The organism is Bradyrhizobium sp. BR14999 (assembly GCF_056106085.1).
Genome location: NZ_CM148536.1, coordinates 4,186,706 through 4,208,009, shown reverse-complemented (window position 1 = coordinate 4,208,009; position 21,304 = coordinate 4,186,706). Strand labels below are relative to the sequence as shown.

The window sequence follows — 21,304 nt, the reverse complement described above, 5'->3', positions numbered from 1 at the left end:
CGACAAATGCGCGCCGGACAGCGCGTTCAGGAGAGTATCATGAATGTGCACGCCAGCGCTTTGGCCGAAGCCCATCTCCCCGACGAGCAGACGACTGCCTTCGCCCGCGAGGCGATCGAGGACCTCTCGCAGCAGCCGAAAAAGCTGTCGCCGAAATATTTCTACGATGCGACGGGGTCAGAGCTGTTCGAGGCGATCACGCGCCTGCCGGAATATTATCCGACGCGCACTGAGCTTGCGATCCTGAGGGAGCGCGGCAGCGAGATCGCGAAGATCATCCCGGAGCATGCGGCGCTGGTCGAGTTCGGCGCCGGCGCGACCACCAAGGTGCGCCTGCTCCTGGGCCATTGCAAGTTCGCGGCCTATGTGCCCGTCGACATCTCCGGCGACTTCCTGAAGGCGCAGGCAAACGGCCTGAAGCGGGACTTCCCGACGCTCGGCATCTATCCGGTCGCCGCCGACTTCACCACACCGTTCGAACTGCCCAGGGCGGTCGCAACCATGCCCAAGGTCGGCTTCTTCCCGGGCTCGACCATCGGCAATTTCGAGCCGCAGGAAGCGCAGGCCTTTTTGAAGAGCGCCCGCAAGATCCTCGGTAAGGGCGCGCAGATGATCATCGGCGCCGATCTCGAGAAGGATGAGCGGGTACTGCACGACGCCTACAACGATGCCGCCGGCGTCACCGCGCGCTTCAATCTCAATGTGCTGGTGCGCATCAACCGCGAGCTCGGCGGCAATTTCGACCTCTCCGCCTTCACCCATCGTGCGATCTACAACCGCGAGCGGCACCGGATCGAGATGCACCTGATCAGCAGGAAGAGCCAGACGGTGCGTCTGCTCGGCACCAGCTTCTCGTTCCGCCCGGGCGAGAGCATCCACACCGAGAACAGCTACAAATACAGCATCGAGCGTTTCGCATCACTGGCACATGGCGCGGGCTGGCGTGTGCGCGAAAGCTGGACGGATGCGGCGAAGATGTTCTCGGTGCACGCGCTGGAGGTGGCCGAGTAGGCCTCCGCGCCTACTCCTCGGTTGCCGCCCCCAGCGACACCGACTCCCACACCGCGACGACGATCATGATCACCGTCGTTGCGACCGAAAGCCAGAGCGGCGATAGCTCCGACGCGAACCAGCTCAGCACCAGCAGCAGGATGATGCCGATGCCGTGGGAGAGCTGGAGGAAGCCGCGGATGGCGTGCTTGAACAGGATGGTGCCGACCAGGAACACCAAGGGACCGCCGATCGTGCTCACGATGGTCCGCAGGTCGGAATGGCCGGTGGGATGCTTCAGCACCAGTTCGTCCGAGACCGCGGTCAGGATGATGCCGGCGACGATCGGCATGTGCAGATAGGTGTAGGCGAGCCGCGCCAGCCGGCCGGATTCGGTGGACTTCGAGATGCGCTCGGAGCCGGCCTCGGCCCCCTTGTGGAAATAGACCCACCACATCGCGATGGCGCCGACCAGCGCCGAGACGAAGGCGAGGATGTTGTCCGCGGTCCACGTCAGCTCGGCAAAAGTGGCACCGTTGACGACGATGGCCTCGCCGAGCGCGATGATGACGAACAGAGAGCAGCGCTCGGCCATGTGCGCGCCTTCGACGGCCCAGGCCTCGACCGACGAGAAGCCCAGCTTCGGGACCCAGAAGCGCGCCGCCGGCGAGATGTACTCCCAGGTCACCGCCGCGATCCACAGCCATAGCCGCGTATCACCCTCAGACAGGCCGCCAGCGATCCACAGCACCGCGGAGATCGAGAGCCAGGTCAGGATCCGAATCGCGTTGTGCCGCACCGCGGTGCGGTGATGCGGGGTCGCGAACAGCCAGAATGCGGTACGCCCCACCTGCATGGTCGCATAGGCGATCGCAAACCACAGGCCTCGCCCCTCGAAGGCGGTCGGAATCGTCGTCGACAGCACGAGGCCGCCCAGCATCATCGCAAAAAGCAGGATGCGGACCGGCGTCAGCTCGGGATTGAGCCAGTTGGTGACCCAGGCGGTGTAGACCCACACCCACCATACCGCGAGAAACAGCACCGCGACATGCACCGCGCCGAGCGGCGTAAAATGGTGCAGCAGCGTGTGCGAAACTTGTGTGACGGCAAAGACGAAGACGAGGTCGAAGAACAGCTCGGCATTGGTGACACGGCTGTGCTGGTTCGGACCGATGACGCGAAACATCGCGCCGCGCGGGTTCTCCGCAGCCATCTTCGTCCCCGTCGCGCTTGGATCAGGTGCCCGTCAGATCAAGTGCCCGGCCCGCCGGGTACTCCGGTTTGCAGCGCCAGCGCATGCAGCACGCCGCCCATCTGGCCGCGCAGGGACTGATAGACGATCTGGTGCTGCTGGACGCGGGATTTGCCGCGGAAGGATTCAGAGATCACGGTCGCAGCATAGTGGTCGCCATCGCCGGCGAGGTCTCGGATGGTCACTTCGGCATCGGGGATTGCTGCCTTGATCATCGCCTCGATATCGTGGGCGTCCATGGGCATTCTGGTCTCGCTCCTTCTGGTCTCGAATCGCTTGCCGGGGTCCCCTCACCGGCACGGCCAAACTTAGCGTGAACGGCCTTCACCGTCACGCACTCAGGCACTATATCCCTGATCCCAACAGGAAGGCACGACAAAGTGCCGCGCGCGGCAGGTTGATCGAAAAGGCGTGACATCATGAAGCTTCCAGGGCCCGACCACCCCATCACCATCACCCAAAATCCCCGGCGCGTCCGCGTCACGGCCGGCGACATCGTGATCGCCGAGACCAGCAAGGCGCTGACCTTGAAGGAGGCCAAATATCCGGCGGTGCAATATGTGCCGCGGGAGGACACCAATATGGCCCTGCTCGAGCGCACCGACCGCGTCACCCATTGTCCGTACAAGGGCGACGCGAACTATTACAGCGTCAAAGCCGACGGCAAGACGCTGGACAACGCGATCTGGACCTACGAGACGCCCTTCCCCGCGATGACGGAGATTTCCGGCCATCTTGCCTTCTATCCGGACAAGGTGAAGATCGAGGAAGTGGGGTAGGCTCACGGGACGCCGACGCCGGGCGATCGCGGATCGCCCTCCCCTCCGATACAAGGCACGCGATGCCGCGCAAGGCCGCAAGACTGATTGGGGTCTCGTTGCTCGGAGCAGCCGGCATCGTCATTGCCATGACCGCTGCCGGGCTCGGGTTTCGCGCCTATCGCCAACATCTTGCCGCGGATACTCTCGCCATCCGTTCCCCCAAAGGGGTGGAGGAAGGAAGGTTTGTCGATATCGGCGGCATCCAGCAATGGATTCAAATCCGCGGCGAGGATCGGGATAATCCGGTTCTCCTGTTCGTCCACGGCGGCCCCGGAGGATCGACTTTACCGATCTCATCGGGCTGGCGCCCCTGGGAAAAGCATTTCACCGTGGTGCAGTGGGACCAGCGCGGCACCGGCCGCACTTACGGCGCGGCTGGAGACGCGCTCGCTCCAACGATGACACTCGAGCGGATGACGCAGGATGGCATCGAGCTGGCCGAGTATCTGCGAACCCATCTGCACAAGGACAGAATTGTCCTCGTCGGGCATTCGTGGGGCTCGTTCCTGGGCATACACATCGTCAAGCAGCGCCCTGATCTGTTCTATGCTTATGTCGGCACGGGACAAGTGGTCGGCAGGGCGACCTTCGAGCAGCAATTCGAGATCACGATCGCGCATCTGCAAGCATTGGCGCAGTCCGCTGGCAATAGCGAGGCCCTGGCGGAATTGGCGCCAGTCGTCGCGCGACCTCTGATTACTCCACAAAATCGACTGGTTGCGGACAAGTGGAGCAAGGCGCTGGGGCTCCCCTCCATCGAGAGCTTCCAGTTGGCGGGTCCCGTCCCGCCCCCGTTCATGCCGGATTTCTCGCTGCTGGACTGGTACAATTGGCGCAAAGGCATGGCCTTCTCCGCAAAATATCTGCGCGGACGAGAGGGCCCCATGTTCAAGCGCGATGTCGCCTCGCTGGGCCTCGCGTTTCCGATCCCCGTGATCTTCATCGAGGGCGATGCGGACTACAACACACCGAGTGGGCCGGCCGAACAACTCTTCAATCAGATCACTGCCCCGCATAAGGAATTTGTCTGGGTGCGCGGCGGAAGTCATTTCATTCCATTCGATCGTCCCGACGAGTTCCTGGCGGACCTGGTCACCCACGTGAGACCGTTCGCAGGCCATTGATGGCCGGCGCGGCGTCCCGATTCGAGCCGGCCCCCGGCTACGCCCTGAAGATCGTGAGCCCCAGGATCAGCAGCACCAGGAAGATCACGACGAAGACGTAGAACAGGAAGCGGGCGATATCGGCGGAGGCGGCCGAAATGCCGGTGAAGCCGAGCACACCGGCCACGATCGAGACAAGTAAGAAGATCAGCGCCCACTTCAGGATCGTCATCGCCAGCTCCGAATTGGTGCCGCCCCTCGCGGCCTCACGCCCTTTTCGCGAACCCTAACTTCGTTACGCGGAACTGGTTCCTAAGGGGATCCGGGGACTGAAGAGCGACCCAAACGGCCCTTGCTGAATCAGGTTCCCGGCGGCACAGTCCAGCCGGGGCGGGAGCGCGGGGCAATCATGATGACGATGTCACATTCGGCGACGATCGGCGCAGAGGCACACGCCGCACGCAAGGCCAAGACGCGCAATTTGTCGCTCGATCGTGCCCGTACCTTCCTGACGCTGGTGGTGCTGCTGCACCATGCAGTCATCCCCTATACTTACTTCGGCCATACCGACCCGAAGTTCTTCTTCGGCTTCGACATGATCGTGCTAGCCACCGACAGCTTCTTCATGGCGATGTTCTTCTTCCTGTCGGGCTTGTTTGCGTGGTCGGGCATTGCCCGCAAGGGACCGCTGAACTATTTGGCAGATCGCCTGCTTCGGCTTGGCCTGCCGTTCGTGATCTGCGCATTCACGATCATTCCGCTCGCCTATTACGCCATCTCGCTCAGACACCATCCCGCGATCGGCTTTTCGGAATATTGGTGGAATATGGTCACGGTGGGCCCGTGGCCGAGCGGGCCGATCTGGTTCCTTTGGGTCCTGCTCGGATTCGACGTGGTCGCCTGCATATTGCATCGGCTGTCACCCACCCTGCTCGATCCGATCAACCGCCTCTCGCTGCACGGTCGCCGTCGGCCCGCCGTGTTCTTCGCGGTCATGCTTGCCGTCACCGCAGCGTTCTATGTTCCCGGGCTGATGTATTATGGACCAGGCAACTGGTTCGAGTTCGGGCCCTTCTCGGTGCAGCACGGGCGTGTGATGCTCTATGCGAGCTACTTCTTTTTCGGTGCCGGCATTGGCGTCGCGAATATGGATCGCGGCCTGCTCGCGGCAGACGGCCGGATGGCGAAGGTCAGCTGGGACTGGATGGTCTTGACGATCGTTCCGTATTGCCTGCTCTGGGGACTGATCTTCATCAAGCGCGAAATACTGGGAAATCCGTCGCCGCTGCCGAACTGGTATGAGGGGCTCTATGCCATCTGCTTCGCTGTCTTCAGCGTGGCTATCATGTTTCTAATCCTCGCCTTTTTCCAGAGGTTCAGACAATCAGGCTCAGCCAAGCTACTCGATCCGATGCAGGCGGACGCCTACGGCATGTTTTTGGTGCACTACCCGATCGCGCTTTGGCTGCAATACTGGCTGTTTGATTATGAGCTGCCAGCGATCGTCAAGGCGACGATCGGGTTCGTGCTGACAGTCGCGTTCAGTTGGGCGCTAACGCGCGCCTTGCGCCAGATCCCCGGGGCAACGAAGGTGCTGTGACCCAGTGGCCCGGATGGAGCGCACGCTCCATCCGGGCCACGGGACTTATCGTGAGGCCAAGGTCTCTCAACTCGTCATTGCGAGGAGCCCCTTGCGACGAAGCAATCCAGAGTCCCTCCGCGGAAACCGTCTGGATTGCTTCGTCGCTTTGCTCCTCGCAATGACGGAGAGCGCGGGAACGGCTTACGCCGCCTTCCCGCCCATATACTCCGGCAGCCAGTGCTCGAACGATTTGCGCAGCGTGTCGATCGCAATCGGCGCCTCGCCCACGATGGCAATCGCGTCACCACCGGTGGTGCCGATCCGCACGCAGGGCACCTCGCATCCGCGCATCTTGGCGAGCACGCGGCCGGCCTCAGTTTCCGGCACAGTGACGAGATAGCGTGCCTGGTCCTCGCCGAACCAATAGGCCTGCGACACAAGCGCGGTCGGCGCCGCGAGCAATTTGGCGCCGATGCCGCTCGCCATCGCCATCTCGGCGAGCGCGATCAAGAGGCCGCCGTCGGAGAGGTCGTGCACGGCCGTCGCGGTACCCGCATGGATCATGCCGCGCACGCAATCGCCGTTGCGCTTTTCGGCGGCGAGATCGACCGGCGGCGGCGCGCCCTCTTCGCGGCCGCAGATGTCGCGCAAGTAAACCGACTGGCCGAGCCAGCCATGGGTCTCGCCGACGAGCAGAATCGCCTCGCCCTCGGCCTTGAAGGCGAGCGAAGCGGATTTGGTGAAATCGTCGAGCAGGCCGACGCCGCCGATCGAGGGCGTCGGCAGGATCGCGCGGCCGTTGGTCTCGTTGTAGAGCGAGACGTTGCCGGAGACGACCGGGAAGTCGAGCGTGCGGCAGGCTTCCGAGATGCCCTTCAGGCAGCCGACGAACTGCCCCATGATCTCGGGCCTTTCAGGGTTGCCGAAATTGAGGTTGTCGGTGATCGCCAGCGGCTTGCCGCCGACCGCGGTGATGTTGCGCCAGGCTTCCGCCACCGCCTGCTTGCCACCCTCAAACGGATCGGCCTCACAATAGCGCGGCGTGACGTCGACCGTCAGCGCCAGGCCCTTCGGTCCGTCCTGCACGCGCACCACGGCGGCATCGCCGCCGGGGCGCTGCATGGTGTTGCCGAGGATGACGTGGTCGTACTGCTCCCACACCCACCGCTTGCTGCACATGTCGGGCGTGCCGATCAGCTTCTCCAGCGCCGCGCCGAGGCCTATCGGCGCCGCAACGTCACGCGCATGTACGATCGACAGCGCGGCGGAGGGGACATGCGGGCGGTCATAGACCGGCGCTTCGTCACCGAGCTCCTTGATCGGCAGGTCGGCCATGACGTCGCCGCCGTGCTTGACCACGAAACGCTTGCTCGGCGTGGTGTAGCCGACCACGGCGAAATCGAGCCCCCACTTCGTGAAGATGGCCTCGGCTTCCTTTTCCTTCTCGGGCTTGAGCACCATGAGCATGCGCTCCTGGCTCTCCGAGAGCATCATCTCGTAGGCGCTCATGCCGGTCTCGCGGGTCGGCACCGCATCGAGATCGAGGTCGACGCCGAGATCGCCCTTGGCGCCCATCTCCACCGCCGAGCAGGTCAGGCCCGCCGCGCCCATGTCCTGGATCGCGATGACGCAGCCCTTCTCCATGATCTCGAGGCAGGCTTCCAGCAGCAGCTTCTCGGCGAAGGGATCGCCGACCTGCACGGTCGGGCGCTTCTCCTCGGACTTGTCGTCGAACTCGGCCGACGCCATCGAGGCGCCGTGAATGCCGTCGCGCCCCGTCTTGGAGCCCAGATAGACGATCGGCATGTTCACGCCGGAGGCGGCCGCATAGAAGATCTTGTCGGCATCGGCGAGGCCGACGGCCATCGCGTTGACGAGGATGTTGCCGTCATAGCGGGTGTGGAAGCGCACCTGGCCACCGACCGTCGGCACGCCGAAGGAATTGCCATAGCCACCGACGCCGGCAACGACGCCGGAGACGAGATGCCTGGTCTTGGGATGTTCCGGCGCACCGAAGCTCAGCGCATTGAGGCAGGCGATCGGGCGCGCGCCCATGGTGAAGACGTCGCGCAAAATGCCGCCGACGCCGGTGGTCGCGCCCTGATAGGGCTCGATGTAGCTCGGATGGTTGTGGCTCTCCATCTTGAAGACCACGGCCTGGCCGTCACCGATATCGATCACGCCGGCATTCTCGCCCGGGCCCTGGATCACCCAGGGCGCCTTGGTCGGCAGGCCGCGCAGATGGATACGCGACGATTTGTACGAGCAATGCTCGTTCCACATCGCCGAGAAGATGCCGAGCTCGGTGAAGCTCGGCTCCCGCCCGATCAGCTTGAGGATGCGCTCATACTCGTCGGGCTTGAGCCCGTGGGCGGCAACCAGTTCGGGGGTGATCTTGGGTTCATTCTTCATGGATTCGGGGCTTTCGGCGGGCTTTGGCCGTTCTTAGGAACATCGGAGGGCTTGGAAAAGCCCTTTATGGCGCATTTTCCCGCTGTCCCACGTTTTGCGGCGGGGGCCCCGCGGGAACAGGAATTGCACGGCGCGGACGGATCGGATTTAAGGGCTAAAGACCCGCAATTGAAGGCCCATTTCCTTGCACGAATTGACCAAAGCGCCCGCTCCCCGCCGCCCCGACCTCCATGTTGCCACCGAGGGAGAATTTAAGGGCTGGCGGACCTGGATTCGGGACAGTTTTGAGTCCCATGTCGGCCCGTTCTGGCACCGGATCGAGGCGGACGGCAGTGTCCGCAGCGCCTTCCGGGTCGAAAAGAAGCACCTCAACGGCTCCGGCAACGTCCATGGCGGCTGCTACATGGCCTTTGCCGACTACTCCCTGTTCGCGATCGCCACCCACGTCCTGGACAGCCGGGCGGTGACGACCAACTTTGCCTGCGAATTCCTCGACGCGGCACGGGAGGGCGAGCTGATCGAATGCACCGGCGAGGTCAGCCGCGCCGGCGGCTCGCTGATCTTCCTGCGCGGCAAGATGATGTCCGGCGAGCGACTGCTGCTCACCTTTTCCGGCACGATCAAGCGGATGAAGCGGAAGCCGCAGCCCCAGCCAAACGCATAGCTCGACGGCTTCCCTTTTTGGATCCCCTCGCCCACAGTCGGGTGTGCGCTTGTACGCCGGGGAGCAGGAACAAGGTGCCGCAGAGCACATCTGAGGCGGGTCGCGCGATGGCGTCCGCATCAACGCCGTCGCCGTCCATGGCCGCCACCGGCGCACGCAGCTGGCACGACTATGCGCTGCTGTTCGCGCTCGCCTGCTGCTGGAGCTCGACCTATCCGCTGGCGAAGCTCGCGCTGGACACGATTCCACCCATCACCTTCATCTCGGCGCGCTCGCTGATCGCGGCCGCGTTCCTGTTCGCGATCCTGTGGATGCGCGGCGTCACGATCCCGACCGACGCCAAGGCCTGGAAGCTGTTCGCGACCCAGCAATTGATCAACTCGACCTTCCCGTTCCTGATCATCACCTGGTCGCAGCAATATGTGCCGGCGTCGAACACGGTGGTGCTGGCCTCCACGACGCCGATCTTCGCCTTCCTGATCACCTCGCTGATCACGCGGCATGAGCCGGCAACGCTGCTCAAGCTCGCCGGCGCGATCCTCGGTCTTGCCGGCACGATTCTCATCGTCGGCCTCGATGCGCTGCGCGGGCTCAGTAGCGAGATCGTCGCCGAGATCGCGATCCTCGTCGCCACCATCTCCTTTGCCTGCGCCACGATCTTCGGCCTCAGGCTGTCCGAGTACGACCCGATGGTGGTGGCGGCCGGCTCGTTGCTGTTCGGCGGCATCATCCTGCTGCCGCCCTCGCTTGTCATCGATCAGCCCTGGACGCTGCACCCGACGCCGACCGCGATCATCGCCACCATCGTCATGGGCATCGTGTCGAGCGCATTGGGCTTGATGCTGTTCTACGTCTGCCTCGGCCGGCTCGGCACGCTGACCACCAACGCGCAAGGCTATTTGCGCATCCCGATCGGCGTGGGTCTGTCCGTGTTGCTGCTCGGCGAGAGCGTGCCATCGAACCTCGCGCTGGGCCTGCTGCTGGTCATGGCCGGCGTTGCGGCCATGACGGTGCCGGCGGAGCGGCTGAAGCTACGATAGCGTGAAGCGCTTTTTGCGAGCGTCAATCAAGCAGCCACGTTCGGCTGCCGGAAGGCCGCTTCCATCTCGCGGCGCACCCGCACGGCGAGACTATTGGGATCGTATTCGACGTCCTGCCATCTCAGGCGCTGACCTGGCTCGATATCGGTCTTGAGCTTGACACGGTGGGCGAGGCCGAGCGGCAAGTAGCCCTGCTTCAGTGAAGCGTCGGCTGGGGTCTGCTTGCCCCAGACGCAGAAGCCGCCTTCGCCGTCGAGCATCTCGCCGGCCTTCAGCTTGCGCTTGGCGGTCGCGACCACATCGGAGTTGAACACGATCGGCGCGCCGGTCGGCTCCTTGCGCAGCGCCGCGGAGGCAACGGAGATGCCGAGCTCGAGTCCGATCATGTGGATCGGGCGGTACAGCGAGGCATATTTGCCGGTCTTGTCCGGCAGCATGCTGTATTCGCGGAAGCATTCCTCGGAATAGGCGCTGTCGGTCTCGAACACGACATAGGTGCCCATCACGAGGCTCTGCGGCACATCGGTGCCGTCACGATAGACCGAGGACGTGACCTCGGTGACGCCTGACTTCTCCAGCATGCCGCCGTCGGATTTCGGCTTGCAGATTTCGGCGTGCTCGAAACGCGTCGCCGGCGGGAACGACAGGCCCTCGCTTTGCGCATGCAGCCCGGTCGCATTACATACCGCCGTCATCTCGATGCCGGACTTGGTGCCGTCGACGAAGGAGTTGAACATCTTCGGGTTGATCGAGTTGCGATCCTTGATCTTCATGTACTTGTCGAGAATGTCCCACACCGTATCAGGCGTCGACTGGTGATAGGTCGGGTGATAGCGGGTGCCCTTGCCGGCGGCGACGACCTTGAAGCCGGCGGCACGCGCCCAGTCGACGTGATCGGCGATCAGCGCCGGCTGGTCGCCCCAAGCGAGTGAATAGACGACGCCGGCCTGCTTCGCCTTGCGCGCCAGGATCGGGCCTGCGACTGCGTCCGCCTCGACATTGACCATCACGATGTGCTTGCCGTTCTCGATCGCCTTCATCGCGAAGCGGATGCCAGCGCCGGGATCGCCGGTCGCCTCGATGATCACCTCAATGGCCGGGTGCCTGATCAGCGCGTCCGCATTGTCGGTGACGACGGTGCGGCCATGCTTGAGCGCGTCGTCGATCGAGGTTGCCGCATATTGCTCCTCCGGCCAGCAACCGAGCTTGAGCTGCGCATGGGCACGGGCGGTGTTCAGGTCGGCGACGCCGACGAGATGCATGCCGTCGGTCTGGCGCACCTGCGACAGGAACATCAGGCCGAATTTTCCGGCCCCGATGAGGCCGATGGTAACAGGTTTGCCGGCCGCCTTGCGCTCCAGCAGCATGCGATGGAGATTCATCTGGATTTCCTTAAGCGTTCCTCGGATGACGGCGTTGTTGCAGCCGTGAGGTCCGGCCGCGCTCGCCTTGCACGGAAACGTTAGGCAGCGGCGAATCCGGGGGCAATTCAGATTATCTGCCGCGACGATGTAGGCACGCTAAACAATCGACACGGCCTGCTGCCCGCTCCAGGCGTCGCGTTCCCCGCGCAACCAGTCGAGGAAGGTGCGGGTCTTGCGGTGGCGCAGATGGCCGTGCGGACAGACGATCCACTGCGTGGTCAGCGCGACCTGCGGCGGGTTCTTCACGGGGCAAACCAGGCGGCCGTCGCGCAATTCGCGCCAGGCCAGCAGTTCGCTTTCCAGCCCAATGCCGAGGCCGTCGACGGCAGCGTCGATCGCCATGTGGCTGCGGTCGAACAGTACGCGCTTCCAGCGTTCCGCAGGCTCGATACCGGCCTCCATGAACCAGCGCGGCCATTGCATCTGTGATTTCACCGAATGGATCAGCCGGTGCTTGAGCAGGTCTTGGGCTACGAGGCTCCCCGCAGCAAACGAGGAAGGCGAACACAGCGGAAAGAAGCGCTCCTTGCCGAGACTTTCCACGAACAGACCTGGCCAGCTGCCTTCGCCATGGCGAATCTCGAGGTCGACATTCTCCTTGCGGAAATCGGTCGGCTCATTGGTGCCGTCGAGCCGCAATTCGATGTCCGGATTGGCGTTGACGAAGCTTGCCAGTCGCGGCAGCAGCCATTTGCTCGATACGCTCGGCGCGGCGCGCACCGTCAATGTGGTGGCGGAGCGGATGCCGCGGACATGCTGCGTGACGTCGGTGACGTGCTCGATCTCGCGGCTGATCATCTCGAAATAGCGTTCGCCGGCCTCGGTCAGGGTAATGTTACGCCCCACCCGAGAGGTCAGCGCCGTGCCGAGATGCAGCTCCAGCGCCTGGATCTGCTGGCTGACGGCCGACGGCGTGACCCGCAATTCATCCGCCGCACGGGAAATGCTGCCCGCGCGCGCCACCGCGTGGAAGACGATGATGGCGCGAAACGGTATCTGCATCAGGAAACCTTTTAGGCCAGCTAAAGTGACGGCGAATATAATTCAATTGTCGCCCATGGCCAGCGATCTAGGCTTCAGGCTCAAGGCAACCCGCAGCAGACGGGTGCTGATCGAGGAAACAGGACGGCGCGGAGCGCCGGTTCGCGCGGGGGGAAGGACGCAAGGCAAAGCCCTTTCACCAGACAAGCGATTTTGAGATCACCGGCGCAGGGTTTGCGCGCGGCAACGAACACGTGCGCCGACAAGACAAGGCGCGGCACAAACGCATCAGGGGAGGACGAACGATGTCGGGTCAGCGCCACACCATCTCACGCCGCAATTTCATGGCTGCCGCTGCCGCGGCTGTACCTCTGGTCGCCATTCGCACCAGGCCGGCGCAAGCGGCCGAGTTCGAGTACAAGCTCGCCACCGGCCAATCGCTGACGCAACCGATCAACACCCGGCTCGACCAAGCCGTGAAGCGGATCAAGGAGGCGAGCGGCGGGCGCCTCGAGATCAAGTTCTTTCCGGCCTCGCAGCTCGGCTCGGACACCGATCTGTTGACCCAGATCCGCAGCGGCGGCGTCGACTTCCTCAACATCGCCGGCTCCGTGCTGTCGACCGTATCGCCTGTGGCCGGAATCGCCAATGTCGGCTTTGCCTTCTCCGACTACAGCCAGGTCTGGAATGCGATGGATGGCGATCTCGGCAGGCTGATCGCAACCCAGATCGAGAAGACCGGCGCGCTTGTGATGGCCAAGCCGGCCGACAACACGTTTCGGCAGATCTCGTCGTTTACCAAGCCGATCAAGACCCCGGGCGATCTCGCCGGCTACCGGATCCGCGTGCCTGTTTCGCCGATCTTCACCTCCCTGTTCAAGTCGCTGGGTGCCAACCCGACTTCGATCAACTTCAACGAATTGTACACGGCGCTGCAGACGCATCTGGTCGATGGGCAGGAGAACGGCCTCGTCACCATCGAGGCAGGCAAGATCTATGAGGTGCAGAAGTACATCTCCGAGACCAATCACATCTGGGATCCGTTCTTCATCCTCGGCAACCGCCGTTCGGTGAAGGCGCTGCCCGACGAACTGCAGGTGATCGTCCGCAAAGAATTCGACCAGGCCGCGATGGAGCAGCGCGCCGATACCGCGAAGCTCAACACGACCCTGAAGGATCAACTGGTCGCTAAGGGCATCAGCTTCGAGGGGTCCGATAAGGAGGCCTTCCGCAAGGGATTGTCGAGCGCCGGCTTCTACAAGGAATGGCGCGGCAAGTTCGGTGAGGACAACTGGAAAACGCTCGAGGCCGCCGTCGGGGCGCTCGCATGAGCGCGGTCGTCGACATGCCCGAGGCGGTAACGCTCGGTGACGCGCGGGCGATCCGGGGACGCTGGCCGGAGCAGGTGCTGCGCTGGCTGGTGGAGATCCCGGCGGCGATCGCCGTGGTCGCCGAGGTGATCATCCTGTTCGCCGGCATCGTCGCACGCGGGGTCTTCCATCGGCCGATCGTCTGGTCGGACGAGCTCGCCTCGATCCTGTTCCTCTGGCTCGCCATGCTCGGCAGCGCCATCGCGGTGCAGCGCTCGGCGCATATGCGCCTGACTTTCTTCACCTCCCATTTGTCGCCACGCGCGGAGGCCTGGGCCTCGACGCTCGCAGCCGGCTCCGTCGCGCTGTTCCTGGCGATCATCCTGCATCCGGCGCTGGACTATGTGGAAGATCAGGCGTTCGTGGAGACGCCGGCGCTCGGCTGGTCGGGCGTGGTTCGCGCCGCGGCGATTCCGGTCGGCTGCATCGTCGCGCTGGCCAGCATCTGCCTCACGCTGGTCAAGCGATCGGCGAAGGACCTGTTGGCCGTTGGAATGCTGTTTGCCGCGATCGCCGGAGCACTCTATTTCGCCGGGCCTTGGCTGAAGTCGCTCGGCAACTGGAACCTGCTGATCTTCTTCGTCGGGCTGCTCGGCTGCGCCGTGATGGCGGGCGTGCCGATCGCCTTTTCCTTTTGCCTTGCGACCGTCGCTTTCCTCCTGACCACGACGCGCACCCCATTGCTGGTCGTGGTCGGGCGGATCGACGAAGGCATGAGCTCGCTGATCCTGCTCGCAGTGCCGCTGTTCGTGCTGCTGGGCCAATTGGTCGAGCAGACCGGCATGGCGCGGGTCATGGTCGCCTTCCTCGCCTCAGTGCTCGGCCATGTCCGAGGCGGGCTGTCCTATGTGATGCTCGGCGCCATGCTACTGGTCTCGGGCATCTCCGGCTCCAAGACCGCCGACATGGCGGCGATCGCACCGGTGCTGTTCCCCGAGATGCGCAAGCGCGGCATGAAGGATGGTGAACTGGTGTCGTTGCTCGCGGCATCGGGCGCGATGAGCGAGACCATTCCGCCATCGATCGCGCTGATCGCGATCGCCTCCGTCACCGGCGTGTCGATCGCGGCTCTCTTCACCGCCGGCATCCTGCCGGGGATCGTGCTGGCGATCGTGCTTGCTTTCGTTGCGCGCTACCGGGCGGGCGCGGAGGAGAATGGCGCGGCCAAGGTCGCTCGCGCGCCGCTATCCGTGGTCGCAAGAACGTTCTGGGTGGCGCTGCCGGCGCTCGCCCTGCCATTCCTGATCCGCAGCGCCGTGGTCGAGGGCGTTGCGACCGCGACCGAAGTCTCGACGATCGGCATCGCCTACTGCCTCGTGCTCGGCCTGATCATCTATCGCGGCAGTCTTACGTGGAAGAATGTGCTGCCGATGCTGGTCCAGACCGCATCGCTGTCCGGCTCGATCTTGTTCATCGTGGGCGCCGCGAGCGCGATGGCCTGGGCGTTGGCGCAATCCGGCTTCTCGCATGATCTCGCCGCGCGCATGGCGGGCGTGCCCGGCGGCGCCTACGGCTTCCTGCTGATCTCGGTGCTGGCTTTCATCGTGCTCGGCAGCGTGCTGGAGGGCATCCCGGCCATCGTGCTGTTCGGCCCCCTGCTTTTTCCGGTGGCGGCGCAGTTCGGCATCCACGAGGTGCACTATGCGATGGTGGTGATCCTCGCCATGGGCCTCGGCCTGTTCGCGCCGCCGTTCGGCCTTTGCTACTACGCCGCCTGCATCATCGGCAACGTTCCGCCGGATGCCGGCATGCGCCGGATCTGGATCTATCTCGCCTGGCTGTTCCTGGGCCTGTTGCTGATCACCTTCGTACCCTGGATATCCCTAACGTTTCTATGAGATTGGCACGCCCCCTTCAGGTCGAAAGCTGCTTCTCGGCGATCGAACAGCCATTCGGCCTGCGCCTTGCGCAGATATTTCGGCGCGCGCCGCATCTGGATCAGGAGTTCGTTGAAGACCATGCGCGCTTCGGCCGTGCGGCCGACCATCTGCAGCAAGTCCGGCCATTGCTTCTGGAGATCGTCCGGCGTCGCGACGACGGGTCAGTCGTCTCAGACGCGATGCAGGTTCATGAAATCGCAGCCGAATGCAGCTATTGCTTGGCGTCGTCCGCGAGCATTTTCCGATATTTTTCGACGTCACGCGTCACGAGCTTTTGCAGCACCTCGGGCGTGTGCTCGTCGGGGTCGGGCGCAACGGTCGAGAGGTCGGCGAAGCGCTTCTTCACGGCATCGGTCTCGACTGCCGTGCGCGCGGCGGCATTGAGCTTGGCGATCACCGCCGGCGGGGTGCCCTTGGGCGCAAACAGGCCGTTCCAGCCCTGCGCCTCGAATTCAGGCAGGCCGGCTTCGGCAGACGTCGGCAGATCCGGCAGCGTCGCGAGCCGCACGGTGGAGCCGACCACGACGCCCTTCACCAGCTTCTCGTTGATCGCCTGCGAGACTGACGCCGCCGCATCGCAGACGCCGTCGATCTGACTGCCGACCGCATCGGTCAGCGCGGGGGCGGCGCCGCGATAGCCGACCAGCGTCGCGTCGACCCCGGCGGCGGTGACGAAGCTCTTGCAGATCAAATAGTTCGACGAGCCGACGCCGGCATGGCCGAGATTGATCTTGCCCGGGTTGGCCTTGGCGTAGGCGATGAACTCCTTCAGGTCCTTCGCCGGAAAATCCTTGCGCACGGCGATGATGCCGAACGTCTTCGCCACCATGGCGATCGGCACGAACGAGTCCGGCGTGAACGGCAGTTTTGGATAGATCGTGTAGGTCGCGGCATTGGTGCCGGCATTGCCGATCGCGATGGTGTAGCCGTCAGGCTCGGCACGAGAGGCGCGTGCCAGCGCGGTCGAGCCGCCGGCGCCGGCGACGTTCTCGATCACGATGGTCTGGCCGAGCGCGATACCCATCTGCTCGGCGACGGTTCGCGCGATCACGTCCGAGGTGCCGCCGGCCGCGAACGGCACGATCATGGTAACAGGACGTTTGGGATAATCCTGCGCGAACGCAGCGGTCGCGAACGACAGCGCCGCGAGCGCGGCGAGCGACCGCTTCAGCACGAACGAAATCACGCGGCTTTTTCCAGATGCCGGACGAGGCCGGCGAACAGGCCGCGGCCGTCGGTGCAGCCCATGATGTCTTCGACGTGGTTTTCCGGATGCGGCATCATGCCGAGCACGTTGCCCTTGTCGTTGACGATGCCGGCGATGGAATGCGCCGCGCCGTTGATGTTGCTGTTATCGTCAACGACACCGTCGGCCGAGCAGTAGCGATAGAGCACCCGCCCCTCACCTTCGAGCCGCTTGATGGTCTCTTCGTCCGCCTCGTAATTGCCCTCGCCGTGGGCGACCGGCACGCGGATCACCTGCCCGGCATTGTAGCCGCGGGTGAACGGCGTGTCGGAACGCTCGACCCGCAGATGCACGTCGTGGCAGATGAATTTCAGCCGCGCATTGCGCATCAGGACGCCCGGCAACAGGCCGGACTCGCAGAGGATCTGGAAACCGTTGCAGACGCCGAGCACGAGGCCGCCCTTGGCCGCATAGTCGCGCACCGCGTCCATCACGGGCGCCCGTGCCGCAATCGCGCCACAGCGCAAGTAATCGCCGTAGGAGAAGCCGCCCGGCACCACCACGAGGTCGGTGCCCGCAGGCAGCGAGGTCTCGGCGTGCCACACCATTGCGGGCTCGCTGCCGGAGATCAGCCTCAAGGCACGCGCCATGTCGCGCTCGCGATTGATTCCGGGAAAGACGAGGATGGCGGCTTTCATGGCTTAAGTTCCGACGGTGGCTGGAATCGGGGTGGCACGGAGGGGCCAATTCGCCAAGAGACATAACCATTTGACGGGGATTTTACCAGTGCTAGCCTCGGCAAAGGGCCTTGTACACAGGCTCTGGTCGCACGCAGTCTGACCGCTCGATTTGCCCGGGATTGAAGCCATGAATATCCCGTCGCTGCCCGCATCCCCCTCCGAGCCGGTGCCCACCGAGGGCGTCGTCGCTGCCGGCGCTTATGTCGACGGCCGGCGCGTCGCCAATATCGCCATCAGCGAGGCCTCGAGCTGGCGGGCCAAGCCCGGCCATGTGGTCTCGATCGGCCTGCACGAGCCGGACATGGCGCTGCTCCGCGCGGTGCAGAAGCAGTTCGATTTGCACGATCTCGCGATCGAGGACGCCAACCACGCCCATCAGCGGCCCAAGATAGAGCAGTACGGCGAGGCTCTGTTCATCGTCGCGCGCACCGCGCAACTGGTCGAAGGCCGGATCGCCTTCGGCGAGACGCACATTTTCGTTGGCGATGGCTATCTGGTCTCGGTGCGCCACGGTGCTTCGACCTCCTACACACCGGTGCGCGAACGCTGCGAAAGCTGCCCGCGGGCGCTCGCCCGCGGCGAGGACTACATCCTCTACGCCATTCTCGATTTCATCGTCGACAATTACTCGCCCGTGCTGGAGAGCATTCACGAGGAGATCGAGGAGATCGAGGACGACGTGCTCGCGCACGCGATCACCAAGGCGCAGATCGAGCGGCTCTATATGCTGCGCCGTGACCTCCTGCGGCTCCGCAACGCAATCGGACCGCTGGTGGAGGTCTGCCGCCGGCTGGAGCATGACGAACTGTCGATGGTGCGGCAGGCCATGCAGCCACTGTTCCGCGACGTCACCGACCACGTCCGCAACATCCAGGAGCGGATCGATTCCATGCGCGAGGTGCTGGCCTTCGCCTTCGAGGCGAGCCTGCTGGTCGGCCAGGCCCAGGAGACCGCGGTCTCCAAGAAGCTCGCTTCCTGGCTCGCGATCATCGCGATCCCGACCGCGCTCGCCGGCATCTATGGCATGAACTTCAAGCACATGCCGGAGCTGGAATGGGAGTACGGCTATTACATGCTGCTCGGCGTGATGCTGACGGCGTGCGGCGCGCTGTACTGGCGATTCCGTCGTGCAGGGTGGCTGTAAGCCGCCCGCGCGTTAGACGATCTCGACCCGATAATTCTCGATCACGGTATTCGCCAGCAGCTTGTCGGCGGCTTCCTTCAGCACGGCTTCCGCCTTGGTCTTGTCGGCACCGGCGAGCTCGATGTCGAACACCTTGCCCTGGCGGACGCTGGCGACGCCGTCGACGCCGAGCGACTTCAGCGCGCCTTCGATGGCCTTGCCTTGCGGATCGAGGATGCCCGTCTTCAGGGTAACGGTGACACGTGCCTTCACGTCAAAGATCCTCTCTCAGCTCTTCACCAGCACCGGGCCGGAGCCCTGCGGACGCTCGTTCTCCATGAGGATGCCGAGGCGCTTTGCGACTTCGGTATAGGCCTCGAGCAGGCCACCGAGATCCCTGCGGAAGCGGTCCTTGTCGAGCTTCTCGTTCGACTTGATGTCCCACAGACGGCAGGAGTCCGGCGAGATCTCGTCGGCGACGATGATCCGCATCATCTCGTTCTCGAACAGGCGGCCGCACTCCATCTTGAAATCGACGAGACGGATGCCGATGCCGAGGAAGAGGCCGGTGAGGAAGTCGTTGACGCGGATGGCGAGCGCCATGATGTCATCGATCTCCTGCGGCGTCGCCCAGCCGAAGGCGGTGATGTGCTCTTCCGACACCATGGGGTCGTTGAGCTGGTCGTTCTTGTAGTAGAATTCGATGATCGAACGGGGCAGCTGGGTGCCCTCCTCGATGCCGAGGCGCTGCGACAGCGAGCCGGCGGCAACGTTCCGCACCACCACCTCCAGCGGCACGATCTCGACCTCGCGAATCAACTGCTCGCGCATGTTGAGGCGGCGGATGAAATGGGTCGGCACCCCGATGTCGTTGAGGTGCTGAAACAGGTACTCCGAGATCCGGTTGTTGAGGACACCCTTGCCCTCGATCACCTGATGCTTTTTCGCATTGAATGCGGTGGCGTCGTCCTTGAAGTGCTGGATCAGGGTACCGGGCTCCGGGCCTTCATAGAGAACCTTTGCCTTGCCTTCATAAATGCGACGCCGACGGCTCATTGGGATGTACCGTGTTTTGTTGAAATCCATGAATTTGGTGTGCTCCGGTTGACTAGGATTAGGACCCACAGCGGAGCTGCCGTGAACGGCTCGGAACCCGTCTCGAATCTTTGGAAACAGAACGGGAACCAAGCCTTAGGCAACCTATCCGATTGGCTGTCCAAGCACAATCGATCCGGCCGTCCGGCACCAACTTATACCGTCTTGCCTGCGGCTTAACGGCCCGTTGTTTTGCCTATTTCTGCTCTCTATGTAGGCATGCAGCCGGGTCGCCGCAACGGAAGGCTCCCACTCCATTCAGAGGAATTTGGAACAAAGCATGAGCGAGTTCGACAAGCGCGAGGAAGGTTTCGAGAAGAAGTTCGCCCTCGACGAGGAGCAGAAATTCAAGGCGGAGGCCCGCCGCAACCGGCTGCTCGGCCTGTGGGCGGCCGAACAGCTCGGCATCACCGGTGACGCCGCCACCGCCTATGCCAAGGAGGTGGTCGCGGCCGATTTCGAGGAGGCCGGCGATGGCGACGTCCTGCGCAAGGTCATGGCCGATTTCGCCGCCAAGAAGGTCGCCGTCACCGAGCAGGCGATTCGCGCCAAGATGAGCGAGCTGATCGCGGTGGCGGCCGCCGAGGTGAAGGCCGGGAAGTAACTGGTTCAGGCGAGTCGCCGGCGCGCAATTCCCTTGCGCGCCGGCGACCGCTTTCTGGCGTCCCGCGTGGTCGAGACATCCGGCCCGGCATAGTTGCGGCGGATGGTCTCGAGCAGGCGATCGGCGGCCGCGCTCAGAAAGCCGCCACGACGCGTGACAAGGACGATGTCCTGGTTCGCGGCAAGATCGCCCACGGCGATCGTCGCGATCGAGGCCGCACGCAGCTCCTCCTCCACGTGGCTTCTCGCCAGGAGTGCTAGGCCAAAGCCCGATTCCACGAGCCGCTTCTGCGCGGTGAGGCTGTCCACGGCCGTCCACGCGACTTCGCCAAGCCCTTGCGTCAGAAACAACGCGAACACGTGAGCCGCGGCGATCTCGCGACGCCCGCGAGTCTCCGGGAATGCGATCCAGCGCTCGCCGCGCAGCTCGGCGAGGCGCTTCACGCGCTTTCCGGCCAGAGGATGGTCGGGCGCACAGACGACCTGCAACGCCTCGCTCAGCACCTGCTCGCAGGCGAGATCGCCGGAGCGGTCGGTGTTGTAGCGCAGGCCGATCGTGGCCTCGCCGCGCCGGATGAGATCGCTGACCTCCGCGCTGGTCGCTGTCTGCAGCGCCAGCGTGACGGCGGGATTTTCCCTCGCAAACCGCTTCATGATGGTCGAGAGGCGGCCGTCGGCAAGCGTACCGGTCACGGCCAGTGAGACCGGCCCCGAATTCTGCTTGGTCAACGTGCGGGCCTGTTCGGCGTCCTGCGCCGCGGCAACCGCGCGCTCGGCATAGGGGATCAGCACGCGCCCGGCATCGCTGAGCCGGGTGCGGCCTGCCACCCGGTCGAACAGGGGCACGCCGAGCTCCTGCTCCAAGAGGGCGATACGGCGCGAAATCGCCGGCTGCGAACGGTGCAGGAATTTCGCGGCATTCGAGATCCCGCCCCTGCGATGCACCGCCAGGAAGGTGTTGAGGGCATCACTGTCCATCGCGACCTCATGCAAGAAACTGATGATCACTGAAGGAATAACAAATTTGGCGGATGACGG

21 protein-coding genes are annotated in these 21,304 nt (G+C 64.0%); 10 read left to right on the top strand and 11 right to left on the bottom strand.

What is annotated here, in order from left to right:
* Positions 1-39 precede the first annotated feature (39 nt).
* The gene (gene egtD / locus ACR9YP_RS19280; protein ID WP_474220835.1) at positions 40-1,011 is read left to right on the top strand and encodes an L-histidine N(alpha)-methyltransferase; all 972 of its coding nucleotides are present in this window, start codon (positions 40-42) and stop codon (positions 1,009-1,011) included.
* Between the two features lie 10 nt (positions 1,012-1,021).
* Here egtD and ACR9YP_RS19275 read toward each other — a convergent pair whose 3' ends face one another.
* Positions 1,022-2,203, bottom strand: coding sequence for a low temperature requirement protein A (locus ACR9YP_RS19275; RefSeq protein ID WP_474220834.1), 1,182 nt, complete (start codon positions 2,201-2,203; stop codon positions 1,022-1,024).
* 38 nt (positions 2,204-2,241) lie between these two features.
* Positions 2,242-2,487: a BolA family protein gene (locus tag ACR9YP_RS19270; protein ID WP_128932902.1), complete on the bottom strand. Its 246-nt coding sequence runs from the start codon at positions 2,485-2,487 to the stop codon at positions 2,242-2,244.
* A 174-nt stretch (positions 2,488-2,661) separates the two neighbouring features.
* Between ACR9YP_RS19270 and ACR9YP_RS19265 the strand changes: the two genes are divergently transcribed.
* The gene (locus ACR9YP_RS19265) at positions 2,662-3,021 is read left to right on the top strand and encodes a DUF427 domain-containing protein (protein WP_091889032.1); all 360 of its coding nucleotides are present in this window, start codon (positions 2,662-2,664) and stop codon (positions 3,019-3,021) included.
* A 62-nt stretch (positions 3,022-3,083) separates the two neighbouring features.
* Positions 3,084-4,187, top strand: coding sequence for an alpha/beta fold hydrolase (locus ACR9YP_RS19260; RefSeq protein ID WP_474220833.1), 1,104 nt, complete (start codon positions 3,084-3,086; stop codon positions 4,185-4,187).
* Between the two features lie 37 nt (positions 4,188-4,224).
* Here ACR9YP_RS19260 and ACR9YP_RS19255 read toward each other — a convergent pair whose 3' ends face one another.
* Entirely contained in the window at positions 4,225-4,398 is a 174-nt protein-coding gene (locus tag ACR9YP_RS19255; protein ID WP_007612121.1) for a DUF1328 domain-containing protein, read from the bottom strand.
* 177 nt (positions 4,399-4,575) lie between these two features.
* On the opposite strand from ACR9YP_RS19255, the gene ACR9YP_RS19250 reads away from it, so the two are divergent.
* Positions 4,576-5,766 (top strand): acyltransferase family protein, encoded by a 1,191-nt coding sequence (locus tag ACR9YP_RS19250; protein ID WP_474220831.1) that lies wholly within the window; start codon positions 4,576-4,578, stop codon positions 5,764-5,766.
* A 183-nt stretch (positions 5,767-5,949) separates the two neighbouring features.
* Here the strand turns inward: ACR9YP_RS19250 and purL are convergent, their stop codons facing one another.
* Positions 5,950-8,160: a phosphoribosylformylglycinamidine synthase subunit PurL gene (gene purL / locus ACR9YP_RS19245; RefSeq protein WP_474220830.1), complete on the bottom strand. Its 2,211-nt coding sequence runs from the start codon at positions 8,158-8,160 to the stop codon at positions 5,950-5,952.
* Positions 8,161-8,344: 184 nt separating this feature from the next.
* Here purL and ACR9YP_RS19240 point away from each other — a divergent pair, with 184 nt between their 5' ends.
* On the top strand, positions 8,345-8,824 hold the full coding sequence (locus tag ACR9YP_RS19240) for a PaaI family thioesterase (protein WP_370988893.1): 480 nt from the start codon (positions 8,345-8,347) through the stop codon (positions 8,822-8,824).
* 74 nt (positions 8,825-8,898) lie between these two features.
* Complete coding sequence (locus ACR9YP_RS19235; protein WP_474220829.1) at positions 8,899-9,864, top strand: DMT family transporter; 966 nt, start codon at positions 8,899-8,901, stop codon at positions 9,862-9,864.
* 26 nt (positions 9,865-9,890) lie between these two features.
* On the opposite strand, the gene ACR9YP_RS19230 is transcribed toward ACR9YP_RS19235, so the two are convergent.
* Positions 9,891-11,246 carry an NAD(P)H-dependent oxidoreductase gene (locus ACR9YP_RS19230; RefSeq protein WP_474220828.1) on the bottom strand — a complete coding sequence of 452 codons (1,356 nt, stop codon included), beginning with the start codon at positions 11,244-11,246 and terminating at the stop codon, positions 9,891-9,893.
* 138 nt (positions 11,247-11,384) lie between these two features.
* Positions 11,385-12,290: a LysR substrate-binding domain-containing protein gene (locus ACR9YP_RS19225; RefSeq protein WP_474220827.1), complete on the bottom strand. Its 906-nt coding sequence runs from the start codon at positions 12,288-12,290 to the stop codon at positions 11,385-11,387.
* A gap of 284 nt (positions 12,291-12,574) precedes the next feature.
* Here ACR9YP_RS19225 and ACR9YP_RS19220 point away from each other — a divergent pair, with 284 nt between their 5' ends.
* Both ACR9YP_RS19220 and ACR9YP_RS19215 read left to right on the top strand, forming a co-directional pair.
* Positions 12,575-13,600 (top strand): TRAP transporter substrate-binding protein, encoded by a 1,026-nt coding sequence (locus tag ACR9YP_RS19220; RefSeq protein ID WP_474220826.1) that lies wholly within the window; start codon positions 12,575-12,577, stop codon positions 13,598-13,600.
* Positions 13,597-15,477, top strand: a complete 1,881-nt coding sequence (locus ACR9YP_RS19215; protein WP_474220825.1) for a TRAP transporter large permease — start codon at positions 13,597-13,599, stop codon at positions 15,475-15,477. Before ACR9YP_RS19220 ends, ACR9YP_RS19215 begins: the two co-directional genes overlap by 4 nt.
* Positions 15,478-15,730: 253 nt before the next feature.
* On the opposite strand, the gene ACR9YP_RS19210 is transcribed toward ACR9YP_RS19215, so the two are convergent.
* Positions 15,731-16,705 carry a tripartite tricarboxylate transporter substrate binding protein BugD gene (locus ACR9YP_RS19210; protein ID WP_474220824.1) on the bottom strand — a complete coding sequence of 325 codons (975 nt, stop codon included), beginning with the start codon at positions 16,703-16,705 and terminating at the stop codon, positions 15,731-15,733.
* Positions 16,702-17,403, bottom strand: coding sequence for a phosphoribosylformylglycinamidine synthase subunit PurQ (gene purQ / locus ACR9YP_RS19205; RefSeq protein ID WP_474220823.1), 702 nt, complete (start codon positions 17,401-17,403; stop codon positions 16,702-16,704). Before purQ ends, ACR9YP_RS19210 begins: the two co-directional genes overlap by 4 nt.
* Before the next feature lie 169 nt (positions 17,404-17,572).
* Between purQ and ACR9YP_RS19200 the strand changes: the two genes are divergently transcribed.
* Positions 17,573-18,589, top strand: coding sequence for a magnesium and cobalt transport protein CorA (locus ACR9YP_RS19200; protein WP_474220822.1), 1,017 nt, complete (start codon positions 17,573-17,575; stop codon positions 18,587-18,589).
* 12 nt (positions 18,590-18,601) lie between these two features.
* Here ACR9YP_RS19200 and purS read toward each other — a convergent pair whose 3' ends face one another.
* Complete coding sequence (gene purS / locus ACR9YP_RS19195) at positions 18,602-18,841, bottom strand: phosphoribosylformylglycinamidine synthase subunit PurS (RefSeq protein WP_091889056.1); 240 nt, start codon at positions 18,839-18,841, stop codon at positions 18,602-18,604.
* A gap of 15 nt (positions 18,842-18,856) precedes the next feature.
* Complete coding sequence (gene purC / locus ACR9YP_RS19190) at positions 18,857-19,624, bottom strand: phosphoribosylaminoimidazolesuccinocarboxamide synthase (RefSeq protein WP_173015815.1); 768 nt, start codon at positions 19,622-19,624, stop codon at positions 18,857-18,859.
* Between the two features lie 319 nt (positions 19,625-19,943).
* Here purC and ACR9YP_RS19185 point away from each other — a divergent pair, with 319 nt between their 5' ends.
* Positions 19,944-20,267 (top strand): DUF1476 domain-containing protein, encoded by a 324-nt coding sequence (locus ACR9YP_RS19185; protein WP_128932894.1) that lies wholly within the window; start codon positions 19,944-19,946, stop codon positions 20,265-20,267.
* A gap of 5 nt (positions 20,268-20,272) precedes the next feature.
* Here ACR9YP_RS19185 and ACR9YP_RS19180 read toward each other — a convergent pair whose 3' ends face one another.
* Positions 20,273-21,244: a LysR family transcriptional regulator gene (locus ACR9YP_RS19180; protein WP_474220821.1), complete on the bottom strand. Its 972-nt coding sequence runs from the start codon at positions 21,242-21,244 to the stop codon at positions 20,273-20,275.
* Positions 21,245-21,304 lie beyond the last annotated feature (60 nt).

Coding starts and splice junctions, on each gene's coding strand:
- ACR9YP_RS19255 (WP_007612121.1), bottom strand. CDS start 4,398: ATGACGATCCTGAAGTGGGCGCTGATCTTCTTACTTGTCTCGATCGTG.
- ACR9YP_RS19180 (WP_474220821.1), bottom strand. CDS start 21,244: ATGGACAGTGATGCCCTCAACACCTTCCTGGCGGTGCATCGCAGGGGC.
- ACR9YP_RS19230 (WP_474220828.1), bottom strand. CDS start 11,246: ATGAATCTCCATCGCATGCTGCTGGAGCGCAAGGCGGCCGGCAAACCT.
- ACR9YP_RS19260 (WP_474220833.1), top strand. CDS start 3,084: ATGCCGCGCAAGGCCGCAAGACTGATTGGGGTCTCGTTGCTCGGAGCA.
- ACR9YP_RS19250 (WP_474220831.1), top strand. CDS start 4,576: ATGATGACGATGTCACATTCGGCGACGATCGGCGCAGAGGCACACGCC.
- ACR9YP_RS19275 (WP_474220834.1), bottom strand. CDS start 2,203: ATGGCTGCGGAGAACCCGCGCGGCGCGATGTTTCGCGTCATCGGTCCG.
- purQ (WP_474220823.1), bottom strand. CDS start 17,403: ATGAAAGCCGCCATCCTCGTCTTTCCCGGAATCAATCGCGAGCGCGAC.
- purL (WP_474220830.1), bottom strand. CDS start 8,160: ATGAAGAATGAACCCAAGATCACCCCCGAACTGGTTGCCGCCCACGGG.
- ACR9YP_RS19225 (WP_474220827.1), bottom strand. CDS start 12,290: ATGCAGATACCGTTTCGCGCCATCATCGTCTTCCACGCGGTGGCGCGC.
- ACR9YP_RS19215 (WP_474220825.1), top strand. CDS start 13,597: ATGAGCGCGGTCGTCGACATGCCCGAGGCGGTAACGCTCGGTGACGCG.
- ACR9YP_RS19270 (WP_128932902.1), bottom strand. CDS start 2,487: ATGCCCATGGACGCCCACGATATCGAGGCGATGATCAAGGCAGCAATC.
- ACR9YP_RS19185 (WP_128932894.1), top strand. CDS start 19,944: ATGAGCGAGTTCGACAAGCGCGAGGAAGGTTTCGAGAAGAAGTTCGCC.
- egtD (WP_474220835.1), top strand. CDS start 40: ATGAATGTGCACGCCAGCGCTTTGGCCGAAGCCCATCTCCCCGACGAG.
- ACR9YP_RS19200 (WP_474220822.1), top strand. CDS start 17,573: ATGAATATCCCGTCGCTGCCCGCATCCCCCTCCGAGCCGGTGCCCACC.
- ACR9YP_RS19220 (WP_474220826.1), top strand. CDS start 12,575: ATGTCGGGTCAGCGCCACACCATCTCACGCCGCAATTTCATGGCTGCC.
- purC (WP_173015815.1), bottom strand. CDS start 19,624: ATGAGCCGTCGGCGTCGCATTTATGAAGGCAAGGCAAAGGTTCTCTAT.
- ACR9YP_RS19265 (WP_091889032.1), top strand. CDS start 2,662: ATGAAGCTTCCAGGGCCCGACCACCCCATCACCATCACCCAAAATCCC.